The organism is Stenotrophomonas sp. STEN046 (assembly GCF_056759755.1).
The window spans coordinates 1-7,622 of sequence record NZ_JBRRDR010000078.1 but is presented as its reverse complement, the minus strand read 5'-3'; the positions used below and the strand labels follow the sequence as shown (position 1 = coordinate 7,622).

Annotated in this window: 7 protein-coding genes; 4 read left to right on the top strand and 3 right to left on the bottom strand. The window is 66.5% G+C overall.

What is annotated here, in order from left to right; translation table 11 throughout:
- Positions 1–300: 300 nt before the first annotated feature.
- The 3 genes from pyk to ACVOLJ_RS20655 all read left to right on the top strand — a co-directional run bounded on the left by pyk (position 301) and on the right by ACVOLJ_RS20655 (position 4,195).
- The gene (gene pyk, locus ACVOLJ_RS20665; RefSeq protein ID WP_475280164.1) at positions 301–1,767 is read left to right on the top strand and encodes a pyruvate kinase; all 1,467 of its coding nucleotides are present in this window, start codon (positions 301–303) and stop codon (positions 1,765–1,767) included.
- Between the two features lie 174 nt (positions 1,768–1,941).
- On the top strand, positions 1,942–2,946 hold the full coding sequence (locus ACVOLJ_RS20660) for a class I fructose-bisphosphate aldolase (RefSeq protein WP_481564978.1): 1,005 nt from the start codon (positions 1,942–1,944) through the stop codon (positions 2,944–2,946).
- A 133-nt stretch (positions 2,947–3,079) separates the two neighbouring features.
- Entirely contained in the window at positions 3,080–4,195 is a 1,116-nt protein-coding gene (locus tag ACVOLJ_RS20655) for an ABC transporter substrate-binding protein (RefSeq protein WP_481564977.1), read from the top strand.
- Positions 4,196–4,273: 78 nt separating this feature from the next.
- On the opposite strand, the gene ACVOLJ_RS20650 is transcribed toward ACVOLJ_RS20655, so the two are convergent.
- Together ACVOLJ_RS20650 and cysK are read right to left on the bottom strand one after the other, a co-directional pair.
- Positions 4,274–4,870 carry an O-acetyl-ADP-ribose deacetylase gene (locus tag ACVOLJ_RS20650; protein ID WP_475280161.1) on the bottom strand — a complete coding sequence of 199 codons (597 nt, stop codon included), beginning with the start codon at positions 4,868–4,870 and terminating at the stop codon, positions 4,274–4,276.
- Between the two features lie 282 nt (positions 4,871–5,152).
- Positions 5,153–6,112 carry a cysteine synthase A gene (gene cysK / locus ACVOLJ_RS20645; RefSeq protein ID WP_481564976.1) on the bottom strand — a complete coding sequence of 320 codons (960 nt, stop codon included), beginning with the start codon at positions 6,110–6,112 and terminating at the stop codon, positions 5,153–5,155.
- 208 nt (positions 6,113–6,320) lie between these two features.
- Here cysK and ACVOLJ_RS20640 point away from each other — a divergent pair, with 208 nt between their 5' ends.
- Positions 6,321–7,304 (top strand): LysR family transcriptional regulator, encoded by a 984-nt coding sequence (locus ACVOLJ_RS20640; protein WP_481564975.1) that lies wholly within the window; start codon positions 6,321–6,323, stop codon positions 7,302–7,304.
- A 194-nt stretch (positions 7,305–7,498) separates the two neighbouring features.
- Here ACVOLJ_RS20640 and ACVOLJ_RS20635 read toward each other — a convergent pair.
- The coding region (locus tag ACVOLJ_RS20635; RefSeq protein ID WP_481564529.1) for an IS3 family transposase at positions 7,499–7,622 on the bottom strand (124 nt) is incomplete at its 5' end.

Sequence of the window (7,622 nt, the reverse complement as noted above, 5' to 3'; positions counted from 1 at the left end):
GGGGGGGGGGGGGGGGGGGGGGGGGGGGGGGGGGGGGGGGGGGGGGGGGGGGGGGGGGGGGGGGGGGGGGGGGGGGGGGGGGGGGGGGGGGGGGGGGGGGGGGGGGGTGGGTGGGGGGGGGGGGGGGGGGGTGCGGGGGGGCCGCCCCCCCGCGGCACTTCCGCTGCCATCGGCCAGCGTATGTCCGGAACATGTCCGTGCGATGTCCCGCAGAGTCAGGCAGCACAAGGCTGTAACCGTATACATGGAGCGTGAAGGATGTGCTAATTTCAGTCCTTTAACGGGAGAGGCCCCTTCATCATGTTCGAGCGTCAGCGTCGCACCAAGATCCTTGCCACCCTCGGTCCGGCCACCGATCCGCCGGGCGTGCTGGAGGATCTGTTCCGCGCTGGCGTGAACGTGGTGCGCCTCAATTTCAGCCACGGTGACCCGTCCGGCCAGGCCAAGCGTGCCGCCGACGTGCGCGCTGCCGCACAGCGGGTGGGCGTGGAAGTGGGCATCCTGGCCGACCTGCCGGGCCCGAAGATCCGCATCGAACGCTTCACCGAAGGCAAGATCAAGCTCAAGGCCGGTGACCGCTTCGACCTGGTCGCCTCGGCCAATCCGCCGCCGGGTGACACCAGCCAGGTGGGCGTGAGCTACCTCGGCCTGCCGCAGGACGTGACCGCCGGTGACGTCCTGCTGCTCGACGATGGCCTGATGCAGTTGCAGGTCGTTGAAGTGGATGGTGAGCGCATCATCAACACCGTGCTCAATGATGGCGTGCTGTCTGACCGCAAGGGCCTGAACAAGCAGGGCGGTGGCCTGTCGCTGGGCGCATTGACCGAGCGCGACAAGGAACTGATCGGCATCGTCGCCAAGATCGGCGTGGACTTCATCGCCGTCTCGTTCTGCCGCAATGCGCAGGATATGAACGATGCGCGTGAGATCGCCGAATCGCATGGCTGCTATGCCGCGCTGGTGTCCAAGATCGAGCGCACCGAAGCGATCGAGAACCTGGAAGAGATCGTCGAGGCCAGCGATGTGGTGATGGTGGCCCGTGGCGACCTCGGCGTGGAAATCGGCGATGCCGAGCTGCCGGGCCTGCAGAAGAAGATCATCAAGGCCTCGCTGGCGCAGAACAAGGTGGTGATCACGGCCACCCAGATGCTGCAGTCGATGGTCGAAAGCCCGATCCCGACCCGCGCCGAAGTGCTGGACGTGGCCAACTCGGTCATCGACGGCACCGATGCGGTGATGCTGTCGGCTGAAACCGCTGCCGGCGCGTACCCGGTCAAGGCCGTGGAAGCGATGGCGCGCATCTGCTTGGGCGCCGAGCGCCAGTTCCAGATCGACACTGATTTCGGTGCGTCGCCGCGCAACCTGGAACGCGCCGACCAGGCGATTGCCATGGCCACCATGTTCCTGTCACAGCACGTGGGCGTGCGCGCGATCGTGGCGATGACCGAATCCGGTGGCACCGCGCGTTACCTGTCGCGCTTCCGTGCCTCGGCACCGGTCTTCGCAGTGACCCGCCACGACGGCGCGCGCCGGCAGATGGCGCTGATGCGCGATGTGTTCCCGATCAACTTCGACAGCCGCGGCTTCACCCCGCGCGAAGCAGCACGTGGCAGCATCCGCCTGCTGGTGGAAGGCGGCATGCTGCAGGCCGGCGACCGCGTGGTGTTCACCAGCGGCGAGCATATGGAAACCCACGGCGCGACCAATACGCTGCGCCTGCTGGAAGTGGGCGACGACGGCCGCGCCAGCGGTCTGGGCGACCTCTGATCCTGCGGCAGCAAGGAGCCAGATCCCGGTCCGGGATCTGGCCCGCCTGTGAACGCCTGTGGACATTTACTGTCCCGTCCTGGCGTGGAATCGTTTCCACCCTGGCCTCCACGTCGAGGTAACGGGGTAGCGGGGCTATACTTACGTTTTTCCCGCACCCGCCACAGGAAGTACATGAGCATCGAACAGCTGGCTGAAACCGCCCAGGCCATGGTTGCCCCGGGCAAGGGCATCATCGCGATCGACGAATCCACCGGTACCATTGCCAAGCGCTTTGCCAGCGTCGGCATCGAGAACACCGAAGAGAACCGTCGCGCCTACCGCGAACTGCTGCTGACCACGCCGAAGCTCAACGAGCACATTTCCGGCGCCATCCTGTACGACGAGACCATCCGTCAGTCGACCAAGGACGGCGTGCCGTTCGCCAAGTACATGGCCGACCACGGCATGATCCCGGGCATCAAGGTGGACAAGGGTGCGCACCCGCTGGCCGGTTGCCCGGGCGAGCTGGTCACCGAGGGCCTGGACGGCCTGCGCGAGCGCCTGCAGGAGTACTACAAGCTGGGTGCGCGCTTTGCCAAGTGGCGCGCGGTCATCAACATCGGCGAGAGCATTCCGTCGGGTACCTGCATCGAGTCCAACGCCCATGCGCTGGCCCGCTATGCCGCGCTGTGCCAGGAATGTGGCCTGGTGCCGATGGTCGAGCCGGAAGTGATCATGGATGGCGAGCATGACATCGAGACCTGCTACGAAGTCACCGAAGCCACCCTGCGTTCGCTGTTCGACGCGCTGTACCAGCAGAACGTGCTGCTGGAAGGCACCATCCTGAAGGCCTCGATGGTCATCTCCGGCAAGGGCTGCGACGAGCAGGCCGATGTCGAGGAAGTGGCCGAATCGACCGTCATGTGCCTGAAGAGCACCGTGCCAGCGATCCTGCCGGGCGTGGTGTTCCTGTCTGGCGGCCAGGGCGATGAGCAGTCCACCGCGCACCTCAATGCCATGAACCAGATGGGCAACCTGCCGTGGCCGCTGAGCTTCTCCTACGGCCGTGCCATGCAGCAGGCTGCACTGAAGCTGTGGGGCAAGGACATGAAGGGCAACTACGCCGCTGCGCAGAAGACCGTCTACGAGCGCGCCAAGGAAAACGGCATGGCCGCGCTGGGCAAGTGGAACGGCTGATCGGCCCGACCGCAGCATGAACTGAACAGGCAGCGCCGGCATCACGCCGGCGTTTGCTTTTGTCGGTATCGTTGCCGCTTCCCGCACGCCAGGCCGGTGCGTGGGGCATACATGGAAGGCCAAGGAGAACAACATGCGTATCACTGCAATTGCGCTGGCCGTTGCCACGGTAGTGGCTGTCGGTGGCTGCAACCGGATGGGTGCGAGCACCGACGTGGGCAAGGCCCCGCCGCTGGAATTCGACAAGCCGGTGTCCGGCGAGATCACCTCGCGCAGCGGCATCAACTTCAACGATGGCAGCCACCACCAGGTCTACCAGATGAAGCTGGAAGACAAGCAACTGGTGGGCATCAAGCTGACCGGTGCCCTCAAGGGTTCGGTTGCCGTGTTCAACAACGGCATCCTGGTGGCCAACAGCAACGCCGGCTACGACCGTGCCGATGATGGCTCGCTGGCGTTCCGCGCCAACGGTGCGGGCATCTACCAGGTCGCCGTCAATGCCGATGACACCGACGCGTTCGGGCCGTACCGCCTGCGCGCCGAGAAGCTGGTGGCGTACGACGGCAAGCCGATCAAGGCCGGTGGCGAGATCGCCGACCTGCTGGTGTCCAAGTCGCAGGATTACACCCTGCAGGTGGACAAGGCCGGCATGTATGAGATCAGCCTGGAATCCAATGCGTTCGATACCGTGCTGAAGCTGGAAGGCAACGGCGCCCGTTCGGAGAATGACGATACCGCCGAAAGCACCGACTCGCGCATCAGCCTGCCGCTGGAACCGGGCAGCTACACCTTGACCGTGCGCAGCCTCGGCGAAGATGCCACCGGCGCGTTCAAGCTCACCGCCAAGCGTACCGAGATGCCAGCGAACCTGATCAGTCGGGATGGCACGACCCTGCCGGCCTCCGGCAACGTGTTCGGCATGCTTGATGGGGAAGGCCACCGCCGTTTCGTGCTGAACCTGACCGGCCCCACAGAGATCCAGCTGGACGCCATTTCCAGCCAGGTCGATACCCTGCTGCGGGTCAACAACGGCGACGTTTCGCTGGTTGACGATGACGGTGGCAACGGCACCAACGCGCGGCTTGAGCACGTGCTTGCGGCCGGTCGCTATACGGTTGACGTCTCCAGCCTCAGCGAAGAGGCAGCGATGTTCGAGCTGCGCATCCAGACCCGCCCGGCGAGCGCGGAGGCGGCTGCCACCGCCGATGCGGCGGTCGAAGCAGTCGATGCGGCGGTGGAAGCGGACTGACGCACCTGCTGGCGTGCGGAATACCCATGAAAAGGCCGGGCATTGCCCGGCCTTTTCTTATCCACGTGCGGCGCCAGTTCAATGCGCCGCGGCGAATCCACCATCGCCCAGGGGCGGCAGCAGCAATGCACGTTCGCTGTCTGCAAGCTGGCCGGCTGCGGTCAACGCCTGCTGGTAGGCCTTGGCAGTAGCGGTGTTGAACGCCACCAGCACGATGCGCATCGGCTGCGCATGACTGCGCTGCCAGGCCAGCGTTTCGGTGACCGCAACCTGCGCGGCCTGGTACAGCGGATAGCCGTACACACCGCAGCTGATTGCCGGGAAAGCGATCGACTGCAGCCCCAGCGACTCGGCCAGCTGCAGCGACTTCCAGTAGCAGTTGGCCAGCAGCGCCGGCTCATCGCGCTGGCCGTCGTGCCAGACCGGGCCGACCGTGTGCAGCACGTAGCGTGCCGGCAGCGCATGCGCATCGGTGGCGCGCACCTCACCGGTGGGGCAACGCACGCCGGGCCGCAGCTCCGGCAGGCGCTCGCATTCGGCCAGCAGTTCCGGGCCGGCAGCGCGATGGATCGCACCATCCACGCCACCACCGCCGAGCAGTGATTCGTTGGCCGCGTTGACGATCGCATCCACCGCCAGGGTCGTGATGTCGCCCTGCCACACTTCGATCTTCATGCGTCCGTCTCCTGCCTGTAGTTGTTGCGCACCATGGCCGCGCTGGCTGTACCCGCATCTTGCGGGACAGGGCATCGATGCTGCGTCATGACCGTCTCATGCGCTGCGATCCGCGCGTTCATGCACGATGGGGGCAATAACCTTCACGCAGGCTGAAGCAGAAAGGGGCCACAGGCCGGGCCACTGGCGCCGGGCCACGCCCGGCGGGCGCGCGACGTGAATCCCGCAGACAGCAACGCCGGGCATGGCCCGGCGCTACCCTGGATTACGGCTGTGAGCGGCTTACGGCAGGCCGGCCAGCCAATCGTCGTCGGAACCTTCGTTCACATCGGCGAACAACGGCGTGGAGAAGTAGCGCTCGCCCGTGTCCGGCAGCATCGCCAGGATCACCGACCCCGATTCGGCGCGGCTGGCTACATCCAGCGCGCTGGCCACCGTGGCGCCGGCCGAGATGCCAACGAAGATGCCTTCCTCCGCGGCCAGCCGGCGTGCCGTGGCAATCGCGCGGTCGTCTTCCACTGTCACCAGTTCATCCACCACGCTGCGGTTGAGTACATCGGGTACGAAGTCCGGCGTCCAGCCCTGGATCTTGTGCGGCTTCCAGTCGTCCCCCTTCAGCAGCGCGGCACCGGCCGGTTCGGTAGCGACAATGCGGGTCTGTGGGCGGGCCACTTTCAGCACTTCGCCAACGCCAGTGAGCGTGCCGCCGGTGCCCCAGCCGCTGACGAAGTAGTCCAGCCGCTTGCCGGCGAAGTCGCGCAGGATCTCGGCGGCGGTGGTGTTGCGGTGGTAGGCCGGGTTGGCCGGGTTGGCGAACTGGCTGGCCAGGAACCAGCCATGCTGTTCGGCCAGCTCGCTTGCCTTGCGCACCATGCCGCTGCCACGTTCGGCGGCCGGCGTCAGGATCACCTTGGCGCCATAGGCACGCATCAGCTTGCGGCGTTCCACCGAGAACGTCTCGACCATGGTCGCCACGAACTTGTAGCCGCGCGCGGCGGCAACCATCGCCAGGGCGACGCCGGTGTTGCCCGAGGTGGCTTCGACGATGGTGTCGCCGGGCTTGAGCAGGCCGCGCTGTTCGGCGTCGAGGATGATCGCCAGCGCCAGACGGTCCTTCACCGAGCCGCCGGGATTGAAGGACTCCACCTTGGCGTACAGGGTCACGCCCGGCGGTGCCAGGCGCTGCAGCTTGACGATGGGGGTATTGCCGATGGTGTCGAGGATGGAGTCGTACAGGGCCATGATGGCGCTCCGGAAACAGGCCGCGCCGGGCGCCGGCGTGGCGGGGAAGAGGGGGCTGGCCAGCGGGCCAGCGGCTGCCGGCTGACCGTAGCGCCGGCATATGACCGCCGGAAATGACCAGATACCTTTCTTAAACAACCTTTGGTTATAAGCTGGTGACGGCAATTGACCCTAGAGTGGACCTCCGCCCCATGCCGCCTGCCTGCCCATGACGCTGACCCAGCTGCGCTACCTGGTTGCCATCGCCGACGCCGAGCTGAACATCACGCTCGCCGCCTCGCGCGTGCACGCCACCCAGCCTGGCCTGTCCAAGCAGCTCAAGCAGCTGGAGGATGAGCTGGGTTTCCTGCTGTTCGTGCGCAAGGGGCGCAGCCTGGAGTCGGTCACCCCGGCCGGTACCGAGGTGATCAGCCGCGCCCGCGCGGTGCTGTCGGAAGCCAACAACATCCGCACCTATGCGGCCAACCAGCGCCGCGAAAGCCAGGGCCAGCTGATTCTCACCACTACCCACACCCAGGCGCGCTTCGTGCTGCCACCGGCGGTGGCGCGCATCAAGCAGGCCTATCCGCAGGTGAGCGTGCACCTGCAGCAGGCGGGCGAGGCCGATGCGCTGGATCGCCTGAACCAGGGCGATGCCGATATCGCCATCATCAGTACCGCAGGCGGTGAGCCCAGCGATGGCATTGCCGTGCCGCTGTTCCGCTGGCGCCGTCTGGTGGTGGTACCCAAGGGCCATCCGCTGGATCGTGCCGGCCGCGCCCCGGACCTGGCGGCGCTCGCGCGGCAACCGTTGATCAGCTACGAGTCGTCCACCCGGCCCAGCTCTTCATTGCAGCGTGCATTTGCCGCAGACGGTCTGGTGCCCGACCTGGCGCTGACCGCGCTGGATGCCGACCTGATCAAGACCTACGTGCGCACCGGGCTGGGTGTCGGCCTGCTGGCGGAAATGGCGATCAGCGCCAACGACGAAGACCTGCGGGTGTGGCCGGCACCGGAGCCGATCACCGAGTGCATCGCCTGGGCGGTGCTGCCGCGCGATCGGGTGCTGCGCGATTACGCGCTGGAGCTGGTGCATGTGCTGGCTCCGCAGATTGATCCGCGCGACCTGCGGCGGGTGCTGGATGGCAACCAGGTGGCGTCGTGGCCGGTGCCGCCGACGTGGGAGTCGCTGACCCAGACCATCACGGTCTGAGGGTTGGTCGAGCAGGGCTGCGCCCTGCACCTGCTGCAAGCCGAAGCAACGTCAACGTCAAAAGCGGGCTATCCGCAGGGGGGCGGGGGTTGTCGGAGTGCGGGGACGCCGCAAGTACGTCCATGTAGGCTTGGCAGCCGCATCCATGCGGCTGACTGATCTGGCTCCCTGAAAACGGACGCCATGAAGCCGTTTCAGGCGGCAGTTCTGAGCTGCCGGGCGTAGTTGTTAGGCGAATGGTAGCCCAGCGCCGAGTGTAGCCGGGCTGGATTGTAGAAGCCGTGGATGTAAGCAGCGATGGACTGGCTGGCTTGTTCC